General features: G+C 47.9%; 20 protein-coding genes, 2 tRNA genes and 1 pseudogene. 13 read left to right on the top strand and 10 right to left on the bottom strand.

Translation table 11 applies throughout. The features are described 5' to 3' along the window. Positions 1–1,324 (top strand): ATP-binding protein (locus tag PGL01S_RS30960; RefSeq protein WP_373864171.1); only part of this gene is annotated, 1,324 nt, incomplete at its 5' end. On the opposite strand, the gene PGL01S_RS25485 is transcribed toward PGL01S_RS30960, so the two are convergent. Together PGL01S_RS25485 and PGL01S_RS25480 are read right to left on the bottom strand one after the other, a co-directional pair. Then, positions 1,289–2,326: a YkvI family membrane protein gene (locus PGL01S_RS25485; protein WP_127497652.1), complete on the bottom strand. Its 1,038-nt coding sequence runs from the start codon at positions 2,324–2,326 to the stop codon at positions 1,289–1,291. The genes PGL01S_RS30960 and PGL01S_RS25485 overlap by 36 nt on opposite strands. An 89-nt stretch (positions 2,327–2,415) precedes the next feature. Next, positions 2,416–3,120, bottom strand: a complete 705-nt coding sequence (locus tag PGL01S_RS25480) for a hypothetical protein (RefSeq protein WP_127497650.1) — start codon at positions 3,118–3,120, stop codon at positions 2,416–2,418. Between the two features lie 210 nt (positions 3,121–3,330). Here PGL01S_RS25480 and PGL01S_RS25475 point away from each other — a divergent pair, with 210 nt between their 5' ends. Genes PGL01S_RS25475 through PGL01S_RS25465 form a run of 3 tightly spaced genes read left to right on the top strand, consistent with a single transcriptional unit; the run spans position 3,331 to position 4,488 of the window. Beyond that, complete coding sequence (locus PGL01S_RS25475; protein ID WP_015845569.1) at positions 3,331–3,900, top strand: xanthine phosphoribosyltransferase; 570 nt, start codon at positions 3,331–3,333, stop codon at positions 3,898–3,900. A gap of 40 nt (positions 3,901–3,940) precedes the next feature. Further along, positions 3,941–4,255 (top strand): hypothetical protein, encoded by a 315-nt coding sequence (locus PGL01S_RS25470; RefSeq protein ID WP_127497648.1) that lies wholly within the window; start codon positions 3,941–3,943, stop codon positions 4,253–4,255. 20 nt (positions 4,256–4,275) lie between these two features. Beyond that, entirely contained in the window at positions 4,276–4,488 is a 213-nt protein-coding gene (locus PGL01S_RS25465; protein ID WP_127497645.1) for a hypothetical protein, read from the top strand. 124 nt (positions 4,489–4,612) lie between these two features. On the opposite strand, the gene PGL01S_RS25460 is transcribed toward PGL01S_RS25465, so the two are convergent. Together PGL01S_RS25460 and PGL01S_RS25455 are read right to left on the bottom strand one after the other, a co-directional pair. Then, positions 4,613–4,699: transfer RNA gene (locus PGL01S_RS25460), tRNA-Leu, on the bottom strand. A 122-nt stretch (positions 4,700–4,821) separates the two neighbouring features. Then, a tRNA-Leu gene (locus tag PGL01S_RS25455) sits at positions 4,822–4,908 on the bottom strand. Between the two features lie 125 nt (positions 4,909–5,033). On the opposite strand from PGL01S_RS25455, the gene PGL01S_RS25450 reads away from it, so the two are divergent. Next, positions 5,034–5,861, top strand: a complete 828-nt coding sequence (locus PGL01S_RS25450) for a divergent polysaccharide deacetylase family protein (protein ID WP_127497642.1) — start codon at positions 5,034–5,036, stop codon at positions 5,859–5,861. Here the strand turns inward: PGL01S_RS25450 and PGL01S_RS25445 are convergent. After that, the gene (locus PGL01S_RS25445) at positions 5,826–6,536 is read right to left on the bottom strand and encodes an N-acetylmuramoyl-L-alanine amidase family protein (protein WP_127497639.1); all 711 of its coding nucleotides are present in this window, start codon (positions 6,534–6,536) and stop codon (positions 5,826–5,828) included. The genes PGL01S_RS25450 and PGL01S_RS25445 overlap by 36 nt on opposite strands. Positions 6,537–6,683: 147 nt before the next feature. Here PGL01S_RS25445 and PGL01S_RS25440 point away from each other — a divergent pair, with 147 nt between their 5' ends. After that, positions 6,684–6,872 carry a YqzE family protein gene (locus PGL01S_RS25440; protein ID WP_015845564.1) on the top strand — a complete coding sequence of 63 codons (189 nt, stop codon included), beginning with the start codon at positions 6,684–6,686 and terminating at the stop codon, positions 6,870–6,872. On the opposite strand, the gene PGL01S_RS25435 is transcribed toward PGL01S_RS25440, so the two are convergent. The 3 genes from PGL01S_RS25435 to PGL01S_RS25425 all read right to left on the bottom strand — a co-directional run bounded on the left by PGL01S_RS25435 (position 6,869) and on the right by PGL01S_RS25425 (position 10,616). Then, positions 6,869–7,759, bottom strand: coding sequence for a hypothetical protein (locus PGL01S_RS25435; RefSeq protein WP_127497637.1), 891 nt, complete (start codon positions 7,757–7,759; stop codon positions 6,869–6,871). The genes PGL01S_RS25440 and PGL01S_RS25435 overlap by 4 nt on opposite strands. Positions 7,760–7,911: 152 nt before the next feature. Continuing rightward, positions 7,912–8,844, bottom strand: a complete 933-nt coding sequence (locus PGL01S_RS25430; RefSeq protein WP_127497635.1) for a YqhG family protein — start codon at positions 8,842–8,844, stop codon at positions 7,912–7,914. After that, positions 8,841–10,616, bottom strand: coding sequence for a DEAD/DEAH box helicase (locus PGL01S_RS25425; protein ID WP_127497657.1), 1,776 nt, complete (start codon positions 10,614–10,616; stop codon positions 8,841–8,843). Before PGL01S_RS25425 ends, PGL01S_RS25430 begins: the two co-directional genes overlap by 4 nt. A 331-nt stretch (positions 10,617–10,947) precedes the next feature. Here PGL01S_RS25425 and PGL01S_RS25420 point away from each other — a divergent pair, with 331 nt between their 5' ends. After that, on the top strand, positions 10,948–13,542 hold the full coding sequence (locus PGL01S_RS25420; protein ID WP_127497633.1) for an adenosylcobalamin-dependent ribonucleoside-diphosphate reductase: 2,595 nt from the start codon (positions 10,948–10,950) through the stop codon (positions 13,540–13,542). A 322-nt stretch (positions 13,543–13,864) separates the two neighbouring features. Beyond that, positions 13,865–14,005, top strand: a pseudogene (locus PGL01S_RS31625) (IS110 family transposase); the annotation flags it as partial. Between the two features lie 278 nt (positions 14,006–14,283). Here the strand turns inward: PGL01S_RS31625 and PGL01S_RS25415 are convergent. Then, a complete protein-coding gene (locus tag PGL01S_RS25415; RefSeq protein WP_127497630.1) occupies positions 14,284–15,126 on the bottom strand; it encodes an aldo/keto reductase in 843 nt (280 codons plus the stop codon). Positions 15,127–15,449: 323 nt separating this feature from the next. Here PGL01S_RS25415 and PGL01S_RS25410 point away from each other — a divergent pair, with 323 nt between their 5' ends. The 4 genes from PGL01S_RS25410 to PGL01S_RS25395 all read left to right on the top strand — a co-directional run bounded on the left by PGL01S_RS25410 (position 15,450) and on the right by PGL01S_RS25395 (position 19,722). Further along, a complete protein-coding gene (locus PGL01S_RS25410) occupies positions 15,450–15,923 on the top strand; it encodes a GNAT family N-acetyltransferase (protein ID WP_127497628.1) in 474 nt (157 codons plus the stop codon). An 871-nt stretch (positions 15,924–16,794) separates the two neighbouring features. After that, positions 16,795–17,313, top strand: coding sequence for a hypothetical protein (locus tag PGL01S_RS25405; RefSeq protein WP_244935757.1), 519 nt, complete (start codon positions 16,795–16,797; stop codon positions 17,311–17,313). A gap of 447 nt (positions 17,314–17,760) precedes the next feature. Next, positions 17,761–18,858 carry a glycosyltransferase family 4 protein gene (locus PGL01S_RS25400; RefSeq protein WP_127497626.1) on the top strand — a complete coding sequence of 366 codons (1,098 nt, stop codon included), beginning with the start codon at positions 17,761–17,763 and terminating at the stop codon, positions 18,856–18,858. A gap of 186 nt (positions 18,859–19,044) precedes the next feature. Beyond that, positions 19,045–19,722, top strand: coding sequence for a succinylglutamate desuccinylase/aspartoacylase family protein (locus tag PGL01S_RS25395; RefSeq protein ID WP_127497623.1), 678 nt, complete (start codon positions 19,045–19,047; stop codon positions 19,720–19,722). A gap of 122 nt (positions 19,723–19,844) precedes the next feature. On the opposite strand, the gene PGL01S_RS25390 is transcribed toward PGL01S_RS25395, so the two are convergent. After that, a complete protein-coding gene (locus tag PGL01S_RS25390) occupies positions 19,845–20,714 on the bottom strand; it encodes an alkaline phosphatase family protein (protein WP_127497622.1) in 870 nt (289 codons plus the stop codon). A 277-nt stretch (positions 20,715–20,991) separates the two neighbouring features. Here PGL01S_RS25390 and PGL01S_RS25385 point away from each other — a divergent pair, with 277 nt between their 5' ends. After that, complete coding sequence (locus PGL01S_RS25385; RefSeq protein ID WP_127497615.1) at positions 20,992–22,194, top strand: COG4705 family protein; 1,203 nt, start codon at positions 20,992–20,994, stop codon at positions 22,192–22,194. The last annotated feature ends 146 nt before the right edge of the window (positions 22,195–22,340 follow it).

Below are 22,340 nucleotides of genomic sequence, written 5' to 3'. Positions count from 1 at the left end.
TCGCGCTGCCGCCGGCGAACGCCGCGAGGCTGCCGCCGCCGCGGCGGAAGAGCGTGCAGCCGCTGCCCGGCAATGGCGCGGCTGGCTGGAAGCGATAGCGCTGCCGGACATGTCGCCGGATGCAGCGCTCGAAATATTCGAGCTTGCCGAGCAAGCTTTGCACCGGCTCCAGCAGCGGGACCGCCGCGCAGCGAAGCTCGCCGCGGCCAACGCCCAGCTTGCCGCGTTCGAGGTCCGCGCGGCGGAGCTTTGCGCCGCCTTCCCGGACGCGGCGCAGCGTCTTCCCGTGGAGCCCGCATTGGCATTGCGGCTCCTGCAGGCGGAGCTGCGCCGGCAGGCAGCGGCGCAGGAAGAAGCCGCCCGGCTGGATGAGCGGCTTCAAGCTCTTCAATTAGCCTTAACGGCGGTCGGAGACAAGCAGCAGCAGCTCAACTCTTCCATCCGACAGCTTACGGAAGCTGCCGGTTTCCATAACGAAGCCGAATTTGCAGCCGTTCTCGTTCACCGGAATCGATTGGAAGCCATCGATAACGAACGGAATAAGCTGCGGATCGAGATCGAAGCAGGCATGTCGGAGGAACGGTTAAAGGAACTTGAGCTGCTGCTCACCAGCCACGACGGAGATGAGCTGAAGCAGCTTTGCGAGCGGCTTCAATTGGAAGCCGAGCAGCTGGAGAGGAACAGGGGGGATCTGCTCGATAAGCGGGGAAGACTGCGCCAGCAGCTTGAGCATTTGCTGCAGGAGGAGAAGCGCCGGGAGCTGCTGGCCGTCAAGGAAATGACGCTTGCCCGGATCACTCAGGATGCCGAGCGTTATGCCATGCTGGCTGTCAGCGCCTCCCTCATTCGGACAACGAGACGGATATACGAGGAAGAACGGCAGCCCGCCTTGCTGAAGCTGGCAAGCGAATTTGTACGCCGTCTTACGGAGGGGCGATATATCCGGGTGATGACGACCCCGGACCAGCCTTCGCTCCGGCTCGAGACGTCGGATAACCGATTAGTCGATTCCGTTATGTTAAGCCGCGGCACAGCCGAGCTGGTGTATCTGGCCATGCGGCTTGCGCTTGCCGTAGAACGAACAGCAGCAGCGGGCATGCCGCTGCTGCTGGATGATTTGTTTGTTAACTTCGACCGCCAGCGCCTGCAAGCCGTCGCCCAATTGCTTGGCGAATTGTCGTTATCGCGCCAATTGATTCTGTTTACCTGCCATGAGCATATCCGGGCTGCCCTGCGGAGTGGCATCCCTCATGCCGCGCAAATCGAGCTTCCCGGCAGCAGCCGTCCATTAGTGAGCCATCCTTCGTCGGATGACCAGGTATAGCCAGCCTAAGCTGATAAGGCCAAAAATCGGATAAAGCGTCGACAGCAGCGGGCCAAAGCCGATTTGGCTCGCAAAATAGCAGAAAGCGAGAATGCCCAAAGTTATGAACGGACGGGACCATTTCAGCCGTTCCTGGAGCTGGAGAGTCAGACCGTAAATGTCGGCAATAAGCGTCGTAAAGATCTCGGCGAATATGAGGAAAATATAAATATATTGCACGATATGGCCAAGCTGCTTGGCGATGCCTCCCATCGGGATGGCAAACTGCTGGATGCCGGGCATATGGACGGATAACGCAATATGTCCGGCGAGCAGCATAATGCCGATTCCGATTCCGCCAATCCATGAGCCCAGTACAATGGTTTTACGGTCTTTAATCTCCGAGCCAAGCGGGACAAGCACGGCTTGCGCCATCGACAGGTTAAAGGCGGTATACAGGAATGGGGAAGCCCATGCCGCCCATACCGAATGGTCCGTTGCAATCGTTATGAACCTGTCGGCTTCGGGCGTTTGGAACGTATCCAGCATAATTAACGCGGTGAAGAGCAGCATAACCGGCACTACAATCGCATTAACCGTCAGAATCGCTTTCATGCCTTTGCGAAGCAGGAAGTAACATGCGGCGATGGTGACGAGTAATCCCGTTTGATAAGAGACATTCCAATTCTCGTAAAAGATGGTGCCCGCACCGGCAAGCATCACGGCGGTTACGCCAAGCAGCACAACCAGCATGAAATGGCTGATCCATTTCCCGTACTTATCGCCAAACAATGCAATGTTCAGATCCTCGTAGGACTTTGCCCCGATCTCGCTGGCAATCAGCATCATCTTGCCGCCCAGCCATATAAATAGCACCGTCGCGACAGCGATCGTCAGTGTACCCCAATAGCCGAAGCGGGTGAAAAACTGCAAGATCTCTTGTCCAGTCGCGAAACCGGCGCCTACAATCGTACCGATATAAGTGGATGCGATTTGAAGAGCCTTACCCGTACGCTTTACCATGGCATGTCCTCCCGAAAATAACCTTCTATATAAGAAGGTATGTCCAAAGAGGGACGGGCATGACAGCAACTTCCGGATAAGCGGTCCGGTTAAGCTCCGGCTAACAGCTTGATCGAAACGATTTTGTTGTGATCCGGATCCAGATCAAATTTGAGCAGCGAGTCTTTTCCTTGGTAAGTAATGATGTAGCTGTTCTGGGAAGTTGGTTTGCCAAGCGCTTTAAGCACGGTTTCCGTTTTGTCCTCGACGCGAACGCCGCTGAGCCCGGTTACAATCGACTTATCGTAAACCTCTATGTACTGGATCGCTTTGTCTTCGTTGATCCCTACGGCAAAACCTTTGTATTCGTGAACCTCTATCGTCTCCGAGTCGTCCTTCAGGCTGTATACGTCATTTGCTTTGCCATAGCGCTCGGATACTTTCGTATTGGAATCGCCGATCCGAAGCCCGAGCATGATCGGGTGGGAAGCATCCCATTGCTGCTGTTTGCTTGCCGTGCCAGTGCCGGACGGGGATGTGTTTTTGCCGGAGGATTCCGCGCTCATATCTCCGCCGGACGCATTTGCGCCGCTTGCTGCAGGCTCCTTGCCGTAACTCCCGCTATCCTGCCCTTGGGAGTAGGTTTTCTGCGGACTGTCGCCCGTTGGGTAAGTATCCGATGAATGCTCGGCCAGCTGCACGCTTGAAGGGGCTTCCGAGTTCAACGCGTTCGAACAGCCTGTTGCCGCTATAAGGGAAAGGGCCATAACAGCCGTCCATTTTGCTGCATGGTAGGTTCTCTTTGTCTTGTTCATGCGATTGCGCTCCTTTTGGGTCGCTTTTTGTGCTGAAATCTTCTCTTTATTTACGTCCATATCTGGAAGAAGTTGCTTTGGATTATATATCTCTTCTATATAAAATGATTCCTCTCCTGCTTCGATAAAAAATTTGAAAGAGCCGGGTTGCGTTGTTTGCCTATCCTATGGTAAGTTATCGAAAAGAGATTTTGGTGGAGGGAAATGACGATGGATATTTTAAAAGAACGAATTTTAGAGCAAGCATCGGTACTTTCAAGCGATGTGTTGCGGCTGGATTCTATACTTAACCACCAGGTCGATCCTGCTCTTACGATGGAAATGGGACATGAATTCGCAAAACGGTTTGCTGACGAGAAAATTACGAAAGTTGTTACGATCGAATCCTCTGGTATTCCCGTTGCTTATGCTACGGCGTACGTACTAGGAGTACCACTTGTATTTGCACGTCGCAAGAAAACTTTAATCGCGGATCCGGATGCTTATTCGGAGCGTGTTCCGTCCTTTACAAAAGGGATGGTGACCGATATTATGGTGTCGAAGCAGTTTTTGTCGGCTGAAGATAAAGTGCTCTTCATCGACGATATTATCGCTAACGGCGATGCAGCCCGCGGACTGATCAAGATCATTGAGAGATCCGGCGCAGAGCTGGTGGGCATGGGGATTGTTCTCGAGAAATCGTTCCAGGCCGGTTCAAGAACGCTTCGCGAGCAAGGTGTACGGGTTGAGTCGCTAGTAAATGTTACTTCTTTGAAAAACGGGCAAATTCAGTTCGACTAAGTTATAATGAGGGTGAAGGAACCGAGGGGAGGCAGCGGCAATGATAACTTCTGAATTTTTGACTGCGAAACTGGGTGACGCGAAAGTTCACTTCGAACGCGCGTTAGATTGCAAGCATACGGAATTTGATGATTTGTATCCTTATATGATTGAGCATCCGCAATTTTTCTGGTACAAGCGTTATGTTGCATGGTCGGAGCTTCTTACGATTGTGAAGCTTTGCGAAGAGCTCGGTGAGGAATGGAAAGGTCAATTCACGGAACGTCAGGCAGAATATATCGCAAAGCGCGTCATGTCTTCAAGAGTGCTTGATGAATGGTATGAAACCAATGATTCCAAGGAGCATGTCGGTTAGTCCGCACGGAGGTATAAGCGGTGATTAGTGAAGAGCAGTTGGATCAGTTTCGCCAAAGCGGCGAGAAGATCCGTGTCGTTCGGGACGAGATGGAAGTAAACGACGTGATTGGAATCGTTGTTGCTTGGGATGACGCATCGGTTGTCATCCGTCGTCACAACAGACGGGTCGTCAAGCTGAGCCGCAATTACCGCTTTGAGCTTGCCTCAAGCGAACGCGGTTCTGCAGAATAGCAAGTACAGCATACAGCAGGAAACTCTGGTACGCAGGGTTTCCTGCTTTTATTGCGTCGAGGTATACAAAAAAGGTTTTGGTTGTCTATCGCTAGACTAACCAAAACCTTTGACTGTTTATGTATGGTGCGGTCGAGAGGACTCGAACCTCCACGGCTGTTACACCACTAGAACCTGAATCTAGCGCGTCTGCCAATTCCGCCACGACCGCAAATGTTGTTGCCAACGAAAGATATCATACCATTAAGTAAAGAGAAGAGTCAAGCTGTTTATTAAGAAATAGTTAAGACAAAAGAAAAAGGCTCCAGCTCATGCGCTGGAACCCTTTATGCATGGTGCGGTCGAGAGGACTCGAACCTCCACGGCTGTTACACCACTAGAACCTGAATCTAGCGCGTCTGCCAATTCCGCCACGACCGCATGCCTTATTACGTCCCTTATGGTAGCATGTACGGGTTTCATTCGTCAACCCATCCAATAAAGTTGCAAAATTCAGCATATTTTTCCTCCGTTGGACAAACAATGAAGGGGATAAAAGGGAAAGGGTGTATGACGTGAACAAACGAAAAAGAGCAGCTGTCATTTGGATCATTGCACTCGTGTTATTCATGCCGGCAGGCGCGGGACAAGCGATGGCCGCAGAGGAAGAACAAGCGAAGTCGGCAAGACAGTTTGCGATTGTAATCGATGATTTCGGCAACGGAATGAACGGCACGGAAGAGATGCTGCAGCTGCCCGTTAAATTTACGGTAGCGATTATGCCGTTTATGCCAACCACCAAGAAGGATGCCGAAGAAGCGCATCGCCTTGGACACGATGTTATTGTGCATATGCCGATGGAGCCTAATAAAGGGCAAAAAAATTGGCTGGGTCCAGGGGCAATTACCGCTGATCTCAGCGATGCCGAAATTAAGAAGCGGGTAGAGGATGCCATTGATAACGTTCCGTATGCGGTAGGCATGAACAATCACATGGGCTCCAAAATTACGGCTGACGAACGGATTATGCGTATCGTCCTTTCGGTCTGCAAGGAACGGGGATTATTTTTCCTCGACAGCCGTACGACTTTCAAAACGGTTGTACCCAAAGTAACGGAGGAGCTTGGCGTACCGGCACTCGCAAACAACGTATTTCTTGATGACGTCTATACGGAGCAGCATGTATCGAAACAAATGACGATTGCGAAGAAGCATCTGGAATCCCATGCTACTTGCATCGTTATCGGCCATGTTGGGCCTCCGGGCAAAAAAACGGCAGCCGTCCTTAAGGCATCCATTCCAGGGATGCAATCAGACGGCCAAGTTCAATTCGTCAAGCTGTCGGATCTGGTTCCTTCGTTATCGGGTGATCCATTTATACTGCCGAATCCCTGAGGCGATTGCCGAGGCAACGCGAAGCTGCTCGCGTGGGTCGGTGAGCATCGTACGGTCGCCTTCATGGCTGATAAAGCCCATCTCTACAATGACGGCCGGCTGGTCGACCTTGCGCAGCAAATAAAAAGGCTTGCCTTCTCTCGGGTAAAAAGCGGTTTGTTGTTGTCTATTCAGCGTGTCCTGTATGCAAAAAGCAAGAAGGGCGCTTTCCCCAGTAGACTGATGCAGTACAAGCGGACCATGCTTGGATCTGTCCTTGGTCCAGTTCACGTGAAGGCTGACCAGCATGGTTGTCTCGATCTCGTCGGTTAACTGGCGGCGTTGCGACAAATCGCGCTTGTGACGAGATCTGCTCACATGCCACCGGTTCTCTTCGCTAAGCGCATAATCACCGGTGCGATTCAGCACGGCCGGAATGCCTTGACTATTAAGCAGCAGGTACAGCTTTTGGGCGATGGCCAGATTTATATCCTTTTCCAAGGTATTTCCGGCTGTTGCGCCTCCGTCAATCCCGCCATGTCCGGCATCAATCAACACGATAGCCGAAGGCATCGTCCAACCGTCCTCGGGAGCGTGCGCAATTTGCTGTTTGTTTTCCGGAACGGCAGCTGACAGCTGGGGTGCAAGACTAAGCAATCCGATAAGCACAAAAACGGTAACCCGAATGACAAACAATTTGAATTCCTCCTTCAATATGCCAAGACTTGCGTGTAAAGCAGCTATCGATAGCGTGGCTAATTGAAGGAAAACTCATGCATGTTTACGATCTGGACAATCCGGGCAAACTTCTAGTAACAAATAAACCGAAGAGGTGATCGGGCAGTGGCAAATGGACATGATCTTATTAAATACGTGACCGTGGAATTTGTGAACTACATCGAGACGCCGAGGGATGAACGAAAAGCAGCCAAAGCGACAGCCAAGGCTGCAAGGGAGCATTGGCTGTCGCGCTGGTTCGGATGGGGCGGGGCAAGCGTATTGCTATGGTGGAAAGGCCGTACGGAACGTTAACGATAGAAATGACCGAGCTCGGCAAGAAGCTTGAGGGGAATGTACCTTGTGCTGCTGCCGAGCTCATCCGTTTCCAGAGCGGCATAGACATTGCCATCCCCCCAGCTGTGATACCCGGTTACCGACCATACATAGAGCATCTCTTTATTAAAGCGTTCTACCGTAAAACGGAGAGGCGTCTTGGAGCTTAACGCTTTGAGCACGATGCTGGTATCCTCGGCGGAAGCTGGTATAGGTTTCTTAGTCAGCCACGGCATTTCGCTGTACGGATCGAAAGAACGGCTTTTCACGGCTCTTTGAATCAAGGTGTTCCCTTGCAGGGCGTAACGTGCGGCAAGTCCTTCTTCCGCCTTGGCTGTCTTCTCCAACGTTGCTTTTTGCAGGGGCAGCCATTCACCGCTCATTCCGTCCAAATACGTATTTTCCGCTGAACCGTTCACGTCCCAGACGGCCAGTAACGGATGAATATATAAAGCTTGGTTCGTATTAGGCAGAGAGGAGAGAAGCTCCAGCTGCGCAAGGGATTGATGCAGCGTTGTCTGGTCAAACAAGTATTCCCCCGTTCCGTATTCCCCAAGCGCAAACCCGCCATTTTCCTTCGCCTGAACAACCAGATATCCGGCCGGTTGACCTTTATCCTTAACAATCGCTATCCAGCTATGCGTGCCGGGTCCAAGAGGCGACACGGTAAATTCGGCATGACTCCACGCTTTGAACTCCGGTAATTTCGCAAGCTCGTCCATCCAGCCTCGTACGGCGGATTGAAGCTCCGTTTCCTGTTGAGCCATTACGGACGGCATTGATTCCGCCTGAAGGCTTTGAGCCGTGACAAGGAATGTTGACACCACCAATGCGGCTATAACCGTTTGTCGAATCCACTTTTTCACCCTGGCACATCCTTTCTTTCTTTTGCATCTGTTTCTGACATGGTCTCATTATATTGGACAAGCCCGCAGAAGGCTGTTGGAACCTGTCGCGGGCGTACGTCAATCGGTTGTTCTATTTTTGGCGTATTGCTGCGAATGCCGTCTGATTGTCTCTATTCAATGCCTTCCAAGTGGAAAATACCGCAGTTAATGGCGGAAGCCGTCACCCGCGGCTCATACTGCCATTTGATCTCGGTCTGGCGTTGGTTGAATTGCTCCTCGATGGCTGCCTTGGCATCTTCCTCGGCGTGTTTGATCATCGGATCGTAATAATGCCGGATCCTATCGAGCTCTTCCTCCAGCCTTGCCGCGGCATCGGAAGCCCAGGTATAGTCGTAATTTCTGAGCTTGCGTTCAAGCGAAGTTTCGATAACGCCTAACGCCTTGGCATGGGAAAGACCGTTGCGGGTCAAATGGATATTCGATGGCAGCCGCGGCGTAAGCTTCATATTTTTAAGGCGGTCATAGAAATTCTCAATCACGAGTCCCGTTGCGAGAGAGACGCCGTAGCTGTGAATTTCCTCGCGTTTCCTGTCGCAGGCGAATTCGACACGCATATTGACCCCGAGCCATGCGGTGTAAGGTGTCGATTGGAACGGAGTGCTGGACCTCCGTTCCGGCTCCTGGAACAGGTTCACGTAGCTGCCGGAGTTTTTGGCTGCGCCAAACAGCTGCTCAAGCTTGCGGGAGCCGAAATAAAGATCTTCCCTTGGCGTGCGGATACCGCCGGCCATATTGTTGTTTACGAATCCGAATGAGCGGTTTAAAGCCGCATCCACGGCGTTTGTTACGGGGCCTGGTGTTGGCGGCGGGGCAGCAAGCTCCTCCTCGTATTTCTCCTTGTCCGTTACGAACAGGTAAGTCATCGTCTCCGGATCGGAGCCCGTGCGGTCAACAAAGCTCCAGTAGAAGGGACGGTTCGTAAGCTCACGGTCGGCAGCAGGGGAAAGCTTAACCGTGAAATGAGCAGGCGACTTCTCCAATATCGAGCATTGAGTGGCTTCAAGAAACCGTTGTACGTATTTGTGGACCTGCTTCGAATTCACGGTCTCACCTCGACTTTCTGGCCTAGCGCGGTCATTTGTGCCAGGATGGTTGGTCCTTGCGGCGTATCCGGCGTATCCGTCTCCTTCTCTTCACGAAGCTTGGATATCGTGGAGCCCAGATGATTCAGCCTTTGCTCCAGATGAACAGCGTCTCCTTCGGATTCGAGCAGCATCCGCGCCAGCTGCTGTTCGATGGAGCCGGCATCCGATTCGAACCGTTCGAGAATATGATCGAGTTCCCCGATGACAAGCTCGAACAGATTGATTTTTTCATGCAGCAGGTTCACGATATGCTCTTCGATGGTCCCGAGCGTACACAGATTATAGATCTTGACGTCTTCCTTCTGACCAAGCCGGTGAACGCGGCCGATCCGCTGCTCGACGCGCATGGGATTCCACGGGAGATCGAAGTTGATCATGTTGTGGCAGAACTGCAGGTTGATTCCTTCGCCGCCGGCTTCGGTTGCGATAAGCACTTGGGCGCGGCCGCGGAACAGATCCATCATCCAGTCCTTTTTCCCGCGGTTCATGCCGCCCCGGTAAGGTACGGCCAAAATGTTATGCGAGCGGAAGAACTGAAGCAGATATTCCTGCGATGCCCGGTACTCGGTGAAAATGATGACCTTGTCGTTAATCTGCTGAATAAGCTCCATCACTTTCTCGGCTTTGGTATTGGCTTTGATCTGTTTAATGAATTCAACCAGCTCCCAGATTTTCGGGCGGATCGGGGAATCCTCGGCCGTTTTCTTGAACAGATTAACAAGCGTAATAAATACCGCATCCCGGCTGCTGCATACTTCGCGCTGCAGCGTAACCAGCGGAAGCATACTCATCATATCGACGCCGTCTTCCTTGTAACGGTCCCTAACGAATGCCGTAACCGCGTCATAGAGAGCCTTTTCTTCGGAAGAAAGCTCCAGCGGGATATTTTTCACGACGCGCTTGGTGAACGATATGCCGCCATCTCCGCGCCGGTTGCGAATCATGACGGTGGACAGCGCATCCTGCAGCTGATCTTCGTTTTTCGGCAGACGCTTGTCGACAACGAAGTTGGCTGCGAACTCGCTTTGACCACCTAACTGGCCGGGCTTAAGCAGCGTAATAAGGTTATATAACTCGTCCAGATCGTTCTGAATCGGGGTAGCCGTAAGAAGAAGACAATATTTTTTGCGGAGCTGGAGCGCAAATTGGTAGTTTGTCGTCTTTTTGTTCTTGAGCTTATGCGCTTCGTCAATAATGATCATGTCGTAATCCTGGCCCAGAATAATCTCGCGGTGCGGATCGCGCTTGGCCGTATCTATAGAGGCAACCACAACGTCGTATTGCCAGGTATGCTCTTTCTTTTGAGCGACGGCCGAGATGCCAAACTTTGAATTCAGCTCTCTCACCCATTGCAAGACGAGGGAAGCGGGAACAAGAATCAGAGCCTTTCGGACGAGTCCGCGCACCATGTATTCCTTGATGACGAGTCCGGCTTCAATCGTTTTGCCAAGTCCAACTTCATCGGCGAGAATAGCGCGGCCGCCCATCTCGTGAACAACCTTGCGTGCCGTGTCCACTTGATGGGGCATCGGCTCGAAGGAGGGGAGCGTTCGCAAGCATTGCAGCTGTTCGAAGCTGTCGACCCGCTTGGCCTGCTCGGCTTCCATCGTCAGCTGATAGAGCGTCCAATCGTCCCAAGGACCATTTTTGGCGACCCGGTTCTGAAGCTCGTCGAACCAGGTGCGGTCGCATTGCAGGTCTACAAGCGGATGAAGCTTGCGCCGGACCATATTAGATTCCGTTGAGGCGGGTTTCACATTCGCCTGATCATTCATAGTATAGGTCACGATAGGCAGCTCCTTTTGCGAATAGAGATAGTTGACACTAGTATGGCCTTTTTCATCAAATCTTAGTAAATAAGCAGCAAAATTAGCGAAAGGACAAGCAATAGAAAGAGAATAGCCAATGTAAGCGGAGAAAAGCGGCGAAATAGGTAAAAACAACTGTGGATACCGATATGTAGTATAGTATAATAAGCAATACACACAATATATGGTGCCCGACACATGCGATAAGAGGTGTGTATGCGATATAAGGGACATGGGAGGAAGGACCAATCGGATGGCAATGACTCAGAAATTGGAAGGCCTTAGCGAAAAAATATTTTTGGACCGCTATGCTTGGAAAAACGCGGACACAAAGAATACCGCAGTAGGGGATGTCGTACTGGTCCTGACGAAAGATGATCCGAAATTCCCGGCCAAAGAGGTTGGGGAAGTCATCGGACGCAGCGGCGACGAAGTGACCGTCAAGCTTAGAAGCGGGGATACCGTGACATCCAGCGTGGAGAAACTCACGCTTACTATAGAAAAGACTCCGGAAGAGATGTGGGACCGTCTGGCCGGTGCGATGGCTGGCGTCGAGCAAGGCGAAGAGAAGCGGCGTGCCTGGACGGAAAGATTCCGTTACATTCTGGATGACTGGAAGCTGGTTCCTGGCGGCCGCATTGCTGCCGGCGCCGGCGCGAGCGAAGAATTGACGTTGTTCAACTGCTACGTTATTCCTTCGCCAAAGGACAGTCGCGGCGGCATTATGACGACTCTGTCGGAGATGACGGAAATTATGGCGCGCGGCGGCGGCGTGGGGATCAACCTGTCTTCGCTGCGTCCTAGACGCGCCATTGTCGCTGGCGTTAACGGATCCTCCAGTGGTGCCGTATCCTGGGGGGGCTTATTCAGCTATACAACCGGCCTGATTGAACAGGGCGGAAGCCGTAGAGGCGCGCTTATGCTTATGATTAACGACTGGCATCCGGATGTGCTCGATTTCATTACCGTCAAGCAAACGATGGGGCAAGTGACGAATGCGAACCTGTCGGTATGCGTAAGCAATGCGTTTATGAAAGCCGTGAAGGAAGACCTGGATTGGGAGCTTGTATTCCCGGATACCAAGGAAACCGATTACGACGAGCTGTGGAACGGCGATCTGGAAGCATGGAAGAAGCTTGGCAAGAGGGTTATCCATTATAAAACGGTTCGGGCGCGCGACGTATGGCATACGATTATCGAATCGGCATGGAAGTCGGCGGAGCCTGGCGTCGTCTTTATGGAATACTACAACCAAATGTCGAACAGCTGGTATTTCAACCCGATTATTTGCACGAATCCTTGCGGCGAGCAAGGGCTGCCGGGCTGGGGCGTCTGCAACCTGTCCGCGATTAATCTGTCCAAATTTTACGATGAAAGCAAGCATGACGTGAACTGGGAAGAGCTGGCGAAGGTAACCCAATGGTCCGTTCGCTTCCTGGATAACGTTATCGATACAACTCCTTATCATTTCGAAGAGAATGAGAAGAATCAGAAGAAGGAGCGCCGCGTAGGCCTTGGCACGATGGGGCTTGCCGAGCTTATGATAAAGCTTGGCGTCCGTTACGGCAGCCCTGAATCTCTTCTGTTCCTCGATAAAATATACGGTTTTATGGCACGGGAGGCTTACCTCGCTTCGGCTGAGATCGCTTCGGAGAAAGGCTCGTTCGAAGCGTTCGACGCGGAGAAGTTTCTGCAAAGCGGCTTTATGAAAAACATGGTGACCGAATTCCCGGAGGTAGGCGAAGCGGTTCTGGCCAAAGGCATACGTAACGTGACTGTTATTACGCAGGCTCCGACGGGCAGCACCGGTACGATGGTTGGTACGTCGACCGGCATCGAGCCGTATTTTGCCTTCGAATACTTCCGTCAAAGCCGTCTAGGCTACGACAAACAGCTGGTGCCGATCGCGCAGGCATGGAAGGATGCGCATCCGGGTGAAGAATTGCCGGATTACTTCGTAACGGCAATGAATTTGTCGGCGAAGGATCATATCCGCGTGCAAGCGGCGATTCAGCGCTGGGTCGACAGCTCGATCTCGAAGACGGCGAACTGTCCGAGCGACTTTACGGTTGAAGAGACGAAAGAGCTGTACGAGATGGCGTTTGATCTGGGCTGTAAAGGCGTTACGATCTACCGCGACGGCAGCCGCGACGTTCAAGTATTGTCGACGAAGAAGGAAGATGCGAAGCCGGATGCGGCGGTCGAAGCGGCTGCAGCTGCGGAAGCGGTAAAAGAAGAAGATAAACTCGAGACGCTGAATACGGCGCTTAACGCGAAGGTATCGCCGCAGGCGGAGCAGGAATTCGACAAGCAGTACAAGCGCCGTCCGCAAATTCTTCGCGGGGCAACGTACAAAGTAAACACGCCGTTCGGCATGGCCTATATTACCATTAACGATCTGAACGGCATTCCGGGCGAGATCTTCCTGAATGTAGGCAAAGCCGGCTCCGACGTATTCGCGATGGCGGAAGCGCTTGGCCGCGTATGCTCTTTGTTCCTTCGTTACGGGGATCACGGCAACAAAGCGAAGCTGCTGATCAAGCATCTTAAAGGCATTGGCGGAACCGGTGCCATCGGCTTCGGAGCCAACCGCGTAGAATCCATCGCTGACGCGGTTGCGAAGGCGCTTGAAATTCATATCGAGAGCACGAATGAGCAGGCGGCTGCGTATGAACCTGTAAAAGAGGCTCCAGACTTGGCTTTCGCCGCAGCACCTGCCGTAGAGGATTCGCATAAGCACGGCGAGGTCACCTCGCGCGATTTATGCCCCTCCTGCGGATCGGCTTCGCTGATTAACGTCGAAGGCTGCAAGCAATGCAGCAACTGCGGCTATAGCAAGTGTAATTAATAGATAAAGAATTGAAGACCAGAAAGCGGGGGTTTGTCCGCTGTAATATCACTTGTCACATCCTGTAATACAAAATATCACTAAAAATTGATTATGATGTCAAAGTCCGAATCCCTAGTGGATTCGGGCTTTTTTGTATAATAGGCTTTGATTGCGCTCAATCGGGAACGGGGGAGACGGCCACATTTGCCGTACCGATTCTCCAACTGTATGAAGAAATACGAAGTTTGAGAAACGAAAAGACTCCTTGATATGATGTATACGGGTCCCAGTGCTGGCGAGCGACCGGATCCGAATACAAATCAAGGAGACTACAAGATGAATTTCTTCTATCTTAATTGTTGGTGTAGATATAGCTAAATTTAAACATGTGGCTAGAGCCCAAGACTACCGCGGAGTCGAGTTTGGGAAGTCAATCACGTTTGAAAACAACCACGAAGGATTTGGGCTGTTTGTCAGCTGGTGTTATTGTAGGCATGGAACAAACTCACGTCAAGAAAAGCAAAGAATGACCACCTAAGTAAGAAGATAGATAACAAGAAGCACGGATGATGATATTATCGATAATCCCTGGAATAAAGAAAAGCCGCTGCTCCTCCGCTCATCGTGCCGCATGTACTACAAGAGAGAACATGGAGAGATTTGCTACAGTTGTCGAAACTGACGGAAAAGCTGCGGGTTTGAAATTCGGGAATCCATCAAACAAGTCTAATCTGCGGGAACTTTCATGTGAAGACTTTCTTATATAATGTCGAGCGGAGCCTTTCTTGTCGGTGTAGGGAACGCCAAATCCAACATCCCCAAGTCTTCCTCGGTAAGCTTAATCCGTTCTGCCTCCGCATTCTCTTCGGCATGCGCTGCTGTCGACGCTTTAGGAATGGCAATCACGTCACCGCTTCTAATGCACCAAGCCAAGAGAATCTGAAGCGGGTTCACGCCATGTCGATCGGCAATCTCCTTAACCGCTGGATGCTCAACCAACCCTCTTCGTAAAGTGCCTCCCTGAGCGAGTGGACTGTAGGCCATCATCGGGATTTTTCGCTCTCTCAACCAAGGAAGCAGGTCGTATTCTACGCCGCGGGAACCGAGATGATACAGCACCTGATCGACCATGCAATGCGTCCCTCGTGCCGCGTCGAACAGTTCTTTCATATCGTCCGTGTCCAGGTTCGAGACGCCCCATCGCAAAATTTTCCCCGCTTCGACCAACTGCTCCATCGCTTCCACCGTTTCGCTTAGAGGAATGCTTCCTCTCCAGTGAAGAAGATAAAGGTCGAGGCGGTCTGTCTTTAACCGCTTCAAGCTTTGTTCGCAGCTGCCGGCGATGCGATTCAGTCCCGCGTTGTGCGGGTACACTTTGGATACTAGAAACACTTGATCTCGAATCCCTTCGATCGCTTCTCCAACCAAGGACTCGGATCTGCCGTCGCCATACATTTCAGCCGAATCGATCAGGTTCAATCCAAGCTCCACACCGCGTCTTAACGTGCGAAGCTCTTCATTTTTCTTGGACGGCTCATCCCCCATATACCACGTACCTTGACCGATTCTGGGCAAAGTCGTCCCATCAGGAAGGGTTACCACGCGCCCACCCCCTTGTTTTTTACAATATTTTACCCGAAGCGCCCCATCCTATTCTACAAAGAGAATATATTAGGCGATATTTTTGCAGTGGTCTCCCAAAAGTTTTAAGTTGTTAAGTATATCCAAGTAAATTGAAAAGTTTGGCGATACAATTGATTCCGCAATGAAAAAGTTGTTAAATGATTGAACAAACGGGAAACGAATAGTTCAGGACCGCATGACGGCAGCTAATCACATGATGACAGAATAATGCAATAATTAAAACTTTAAAATTCCATATCGTGGTAATGTAATTGTGTAACTAGATAGAGGAGGGATATCAAATGGAAGCCCTAATTAAAGAAGCCCAATTAGATGAACTACATATCGTTCACGATGTTATGTGTAAAGCATTTGAGGAATACCGAGGCAAGTTAATTCCACCATCTGGAGCACTTTCAGAATCTGTTGATGATATTATTAAAAAAATATCTAAAACCGGTGGGGCAATTATCGCCCAAGTAGATGGAATCCCAATAGGATCGGCGCATTTTGTATTTCGAGAAAATTATGTTTACATAGGACGGGTTGCCGTTCTCCCTTCACTCCGTGGATGGGGGATTGGAAAAAAGCTTGTGAAATACATTGAAAATTACGCAAGAAATAGAGGCATATGCGAGGCAAGACTAGAGGTACGTTTATCTATTCCTAGTAATGTAGCTTTTTACAAAAAACTAAATTATGAAATTATCGAGAAGCACGCATACCCTGAAGAGACGGATTATTGGTATATAATGAAAAGCACTTTACCAAACTAGCTTCGACAATTACGCTATCGAAACATTAGTTGAACTATCCAGGGAGCAGCCCCCAAAAGCTGCTTCCTGTTCCATTGCAGTAACGTGAAAAAATGCAACCTGAATTGATTCCGCAGCGTCTAATGTATAGAAGTAATTTCCCTGTTTTTAGGAGGCGTGGATTATACGGTATTTTATCAGACTAAATGCTCTGAGCGCTATAATTGCATTGATACCATTTATTATCAGTGAACTATTAGTCAATGTGTATAGAATAAATCGAATAACTGGAATTGAAATAAACGTTATAAATAGGGTTACTTCAATTATCAGTTTTGTAAGCCTAATTATCATATTTGTTATTTTTGTTCCCTTAGTTCTTCTGATTTTACCATCAAAATTAACAAACTTTTTGACATCCATTATATGGTTCCCATATTACTGCTTGTATGTGTATGTCTTCTTTTCCTATTTTCCTGCAAATAATCCGGCTGATGATCCTAATCCTGTTTCAGGGTTAATCATTTTTGCAATTTTATTTATATATCCGTTTTTAATAGCAGGAATTAATGGTATTGCTCTATTTCTCAAATATTTTAAGGGACGCAAGGTGTTAAACTAAACGGAGAACGATAGTTAAATGAGTAACGGACGAAGCTGCCGAGCAATCGGTGGCTTCATTGTGTTAACGGGCAGATTGTTGTGTGCCCATTCGAATGAGCGGTAGCAGGTTGGGGCACCTGATCATCTATACGTCTCTGGAAGTGGAGTAGGGGATAACAGGGAGGGGCAATTGCCCAAGCCAACGCCAGCACGCTGACATATACATGTTAGAGAAGCACCCATATGAAAATGCAGAAACGAGTCTATTATACAAAAGAGGATGAAGCATATGGCGAAGATCCCTAACTTCCCCCAAAGGCTTATGGATGAGCATGCCCGATGGCATATGAGCCATATGAATCGGGACGTGCGTTCGGGCGACGGCATTTCGTTCCTACGGTTTCATCGAAGGTTTTTAAGAAAAGCCCTGCGATGGTATAAGGGTCAAGGGCTCGATCGCCAAAGAGTGACGGCGTGGACCCGGATCCCATCGGCTATCAAAGCCACTCCCGGCTGGGACAGCCAGCTGCAGGAAGCCGAGAATCATATGGTGAAGCGTCTGGGCTCGTTCAAGTCCTCGGATGAACTGGGCCGTTTTCTTCTGACGTCTTCTCTCCACGACTCCATTCATGTCCTCGGCTCGGAGGTTTACGGAGACCCAGATTTCGGAGTGATCCTTAGATCCCCTCGAAGTACCCTATTCTATCGCTGGCATGGCCTGATCGACCGATGGTGGAGGAAGTACCAGCAGTTGAACAAGAGCAAAGAGACAAAGACAAAGACAAAGACCGTGAATCCCGCTCGGTGAGCGGGATTCACGGTCTTTTTAAGCTGATTTGAGGAGGCAATTCCGCTTCACAAGGAGTTGGTAAGATCTAGTTACGTTTGATGAATTTGCTCAAGGCAGTTTATTCAGGGCCGTTGGTCACTCGGCATATGCTGGTATTATCTCAGGTGATTATCTGCATCGGATTTATGGACGTGTTAATCATTGTTCCCATTTTTACTTAAATAGGCATTAAATGAGGTCGTTTAAAGTTCAAATGAATAAAATATTTCAACTCCATTTTGGTAAAAGGCAGAAAAGTTGATTTCTGTCTTTCTTTGTCTAAGCGATTACTAAAAAGCCAAAGCCATATTAAGATAATTATTTTTCCAAAGTAGCAGGTATTATCTAATATGGATCATATCACTCGAAATCGATTGAATTAGAACATATTGCAAAAAACACTAAAAATGAACTGGGGGAGGTTAAGTGAAGATCCTTATGGTTGCTCCGGAGCAATTACCGGTTCCGGGCAATGGATCGGTTGAAATATGTATGCTGGCAATTGCTAAGCAGCTTGCTGTAAGTCATAAGGTTACGATTGTCAGCAGACAAAGTTCAGGTTTACCTAATGTTAGTAACCATGGAAACTTAACTATTGTTCGAGTGCCTTCGGGAAGTCCACAGAAATACATCGCATCGGTCCTGCGTTATATCAGAGGAAAGTATTATGATATTATACAAGTGGATAATCGTCCCCACTATATGGCTAAAGTGAAGCATGCCTTCCCGTTAACTCCGGTTTCGCTTTTCCTTCATTCTCTCACTTTTGTTCCACGTACTAAAGCTGTGGCAACCAGCATGGATAAGGCCGATTTGATTATTGCGAACAGTGTCTCATTAAAAAGTAATTTATCCCGCTTGTTTCCAAAGCAATCCTCTAAGATAAGAACAGTATATCTAGGTGTGGACACCATTCGGTTCAAGCCTAATGACTCAAAAAAGAAGTCTGATACCTTCCAGGTCCTGTTTGCAGGACGAATTATTCCACGTAAAGGTGTACCGGTTATTATCCAGGCAATTGGAATTATGAAAAGAAAATATCCCAAAGTAAGATTGATCATCGTCGGGGGAGGTAAAGCGAATTATATCAATAGCCTTAGATTATTAGTACGAAAATATCGTATAAATGCGCGCTTTACTGGAATGATTCCTCATAATAGAGTCCACCAGCTATACAAGAACGCAGATTGCTTCGTGTGTCCTTCACAGCGACATGAGGCATTTGGGCTTGTCAATGTGGAAGCTATGGCCTCTGGACTTCCCGTCGTTGCATCCAGTATCGGAGGGATTAAAGAAATAGTGAGCCATGGGGCGAACGGGTATCTCGTTAAACAATACAAAAGTCCTCATTCACATGCCGAGTGGATTGGGAAGCTAGCGGGTGACAAAAATCTAGCTTCGAAATTGGGCAAACAAGCAAGAAAAGATGCGGTCGAGCGGTTCAGCTGGAGCAAAATGGCCTATAAGCTAATGACCGTATATAAGCATGCATCATCTAATTCTAAGAAAAAGAGGACTTCATAAACCATAAAGAAGCTTAGCAGCATTGTTGCAAGTGCTCTTGGATACGATTTGAATATCATATAAAAAATCGCCTTCACCTTATGACTTAATATAATCCGCCTTTATTAATCTACTGCACGACTCACTGCCTCTATTGCTATGGTTATTGCTGGTACGATGAGAGTATTGCGGAGGTGATCGTTTGATATGCAAATCCAAAAAAAATATATAGCTAAAAATACACCCTATAAAACCCCATATTACTTGATTAGTGGAAATGATAAAGGTGACACGGTTATTATCACTGCCGGGGTACATGGTAATGAACGTGCAAGTATTCGTGCAGCTTTTTGGCTGCTGAATAGTATACAAAAGAGATCTATTATCGTGCGTTGTGGTCAGCTTATTATCGTGCCAGTAGTCAATCAGATGGCTTATGAACGTAGGATCCGAGGTGTACCGGATTTGAATCGAACATTTCCCCGAGGAGTTACCCAAGAAGCCAAACATCCGCTCTCGTCAGCGTTATTTCAATTAGCAAAAGAGATGAAGCCGCTATGGTACATTGATCTACATGAAGCGAATGGCATAGCTGTACTAAATCCCAAAATGTTAGGTCAGACTCTTATCGCTCACCCTGGAAGTAAAGCAGTTCCTCCTGTAGATCGGATTATCCGCCGTATTAACCGTACAATTCCTATGAAAACCAGACATTTCAAGATGCGATTGAGCTCTTTGCCAGGTTCAGGAAGGAATGCTGCGAAGCAGCTTATTAAGGCCAAGGCGATTACAGTTGAAACCAGCTTGGAATTACCAATATCCACTCGTATTCAATATCAGAAGCAAATACTGCAGTACTTATTAAAGGAAGCGAATATAACTTAATTTAATGACAATATGAATTAGAAACACGAAACACTAACAGCAAAAAGACGAAATTAATACCGTTTTTTGTTGTTAGTGTATTGTGTATGATATGCGATTAACCATTATTGCTGAATCTCTTTTTATTTCCATACATTTATGGGTGAAACGTTTTTACTATTACCAAGAGCCGGTAATCCATAGAAGTCTTCGATAGTTCGCAGCATATTATAATGGTTTGTTTTGGTCATGTACGCTTGATGTTTAATTTTTTGTCCAACCATAATAGTGGGAATTTTATTCTTAGCACTCATATCGTCTTCGTCCCACGTTAGAATAAAGATACTATTATGTTTATTAGCCCATTCTATATATCCTGCCATGTTAGTCTTTAACCAATCGTCTGCTTCTTTAATTGTCCCGTCATGAATATCGTGTTTTAGATTTGGAATAACAAAGGAAACAGTTGGCAGCTTACTATAGTCTTTTGGAAAAGATGTAAACGGCATATTTACTTTTGCGGGAACGTTAGTGAAATCAACCCAAGGGTTATGTTTTCGAGCATACAGAGTTTTCAGGTCATAGGGTCCGGTAAATCCTACAATTGGCAATCCGTCAGAATAACCTCCAAATGAGTAGCCGTGCTTTACAAGTTCATTAGCTAAATTGTCCGACTTAAAAGTATGGGATGGTTTATCATCGGTGACACCTTGATTTGAGCCGGAAAAAAGATCAATGTAGTTCGGCTGGCTGGGGTGTTCAATTGCATAATGGTTAGTTAAATTGGCACCGGTTTTTACAAGCTGATTAATATAAGGGGCATTTTTATTCCCTATAATCTCTTTGTAGGAATGGTTCTCTTCTACTACGATGACGATATGATCTGGTGCTAGTCTGGTTTGCGATGTGGGTTTAGAAGCATGAACCGTTTTAGGGTTTTGTTTTGTAAATGGACCCATTGTTAAATACAGGACAAGTACAACAAATATAACGCTAACTATTCCAATTTTCATTTTTAGCCCTCTCTTTTTTATTTTCCCGGAGTTTTACTATCATAGCTCGTATTTCTCCAAAATGATGCACCATATGATCGAGTTAATATTTATTTAAGATTTATTTCACATTGGCTTAATGGGATGTGCAAGGGTCGGACTAAAGTCCGGCTTTTTTTATTTTTTACCTGTTATTTTGATATTAATATCCAGTTAATAAAATTTTCATTTTTTTACGCTATCCTACAGAAGCAAAATAATTGATAAATTCTCGTTATCACTTGAGAGGGGTATGTGAATGGCTGTGTTACAAAAAGAACAAAATCAGCTTTTAAGCAAGGTGCCGCAAGTTACCATTTTTTTCTGGTTAATCAAAGTATTATGCACCACAGTAGGCGAAACATTTTCGGACTTTCTAAGCATTAATGTAGGCTTGGGACTTCCGGTCACTACTTTAGTTATGGGTGTTGCATTTGTTATTGTGTTGTATATTCAGTTTAAATCATCGAAATACAACCCGTTTATTTATTGGCTTACCGTTGTTCTCATCAGTGTATTTGGTACTTTAATAACCGACAATATGACAGACGGATGGGGAGTGCCGCTTGAACAAAGTACAATCCTCTTCACTCTTTTGTTGGCAGTAACATTTCTATCCTGGTACGCTAGCGAAAAAACGTTATCGATCCACTCCATTTATACGTTTAAAAGAGAAGTTTTTTATTGGCTAACCATTCTTTTTACTTTTGCATTAGGCACGGCGGTAGGAGATCTTTATTCAGAGCAGCTCGGCCTCGGGTATTTAAAAACAGGCATTATCGTTATCGTCATCATTGCTTGTATTTTCGTGGCATGGAAATTAAAGCTGAATGAGATATTGGCATTTTGGATAGCCTATATTTTGACTAGACCGCTTGGGGCTTCGTTAGGAGATTATTTGTCCCAGTCGAAGAAAAATGGCGGCTTGGAGTTAGGCGCTACAATAACAAGCGTCATTTTTCTAATAGCTATATTGGCAGTGATTCTTTTACTATCCGTAACCAAGCTTGATTTAATCCCGAGAACTGATGGAGTTAAGAGTGAAAATCAACATGTAAGTGTAAGAAAGGTATGGATGCAGTCCATCACGACAATCGTTATATTGTTAGCCGTAGGAATTGGCGGGTATAGTTGGTCGAATCATCATCTTGTACCAAACGTGAATTCGTCTCAAACCACCTTGAGCGGACAATTAAATGATTTCATACAGACTGAAAAAAACATTCAGAATAGCATTAGCAGCAAGGACTGGAAGTCTGCAAAGTCTGGAGCCGACGACCTGGAACATAACTGGGACAAGTCAGAGCCTATGCTAAGAAAAATGGATCGAAAAGCATGGACCCAAATTGATGGGACTATCGATAGTGTTCTTGCTGCTGTTCGCAGTAAAAACCCCGATCCTGCAAAGTGTAATTCGGTACTAACTGATTCATTGAATGTATTAAATTCATCTAATCAATAAGATATTGAACATACAGCCTAAGGAATCTAGCATTCCTTGGGCTTTTGTTGTTCTTTTTATCTGTGAGGACACTTCTAGGAAAGATTAATTAAGAAACTGTTAATAAGGCTTTCACAGTCACTTTAGATTTAGTCCTTATATTTGAT

This window comes from Paenibacillus glycanilyticus NBRC 16618, assembly GCF_004000805.1.
In the GTDB taxonomy this organism is placed as follows: Bacteria; Bacillota; Bacilli; order Paenibacillales; family Paenibacillaceae; genus Pristimantibacillus; species Pristimantibacillus glycanilyticus.
The sequence above is the reverse complement of the archived record's forward strand: the minus strand, read 5'-3'. Positions and strand labels throughout refer to the sequence as shown.